This window comes from Microbacterium sp. 18062 (genome assembly GCF_902706225.1).
Lineage (GTDB): Bacteria > Actinomycetota > Actinomycetes > Actinomycetales > Microbacteriaceae > Microbacterium.
On record NZ_CACSKB010000419.1, the window covers coordinates 1 to 435 of the forward strand.

The 435-nt window shown below is 50.6% G+C and carries 1 rRNA gene; it reads right to left on the bottom strand.

The annotated features are described in order from the left end of the window. A 23S ribosomal RNA gene (locus tag GVL03_RS20490) occupies window positions 1-435 on the bottom strand; the annotation flags it as partial.

Sequence of the window (435 nt, forward strand, 5' to 3'; positions counted from 1 at the left end):
AGACAGTGTGGCCATCGTTACGCCATTCGTGCAGGTCGGAACTTACCCGACAAGGAATTTCGCTACCTTAGGACCGTTATAGTTACGGCCGCCGTTTACTGGGACTTCAATCAAGAGCTTGCACCCCATCATTTAATCTTCCAGCACCGGGCAGGCGTCACACCCTATACGTCCACTTTCGTGTTTGCAGAGTGCTGTGTTTTTATTAAACAGTCGCAGCCACCGATTTTTTGCAACCGCTTTGGGCTCCCTTTGTTCAAGTTCACCTACTTGCGGCATACCTTCTCCCGAAGTTACGGTATCAATTTGCCGAGTTCCTTCTCCTGAGTTCTCTCAAGCGCCTTAGAATACTCATCTCGCGCACCAGTGTCGGTTTGCGGTACGGTCGTGTGTAGCTGAAGCTTAGTGGCTTTTCCTGGAAGCAGGGTATCACTC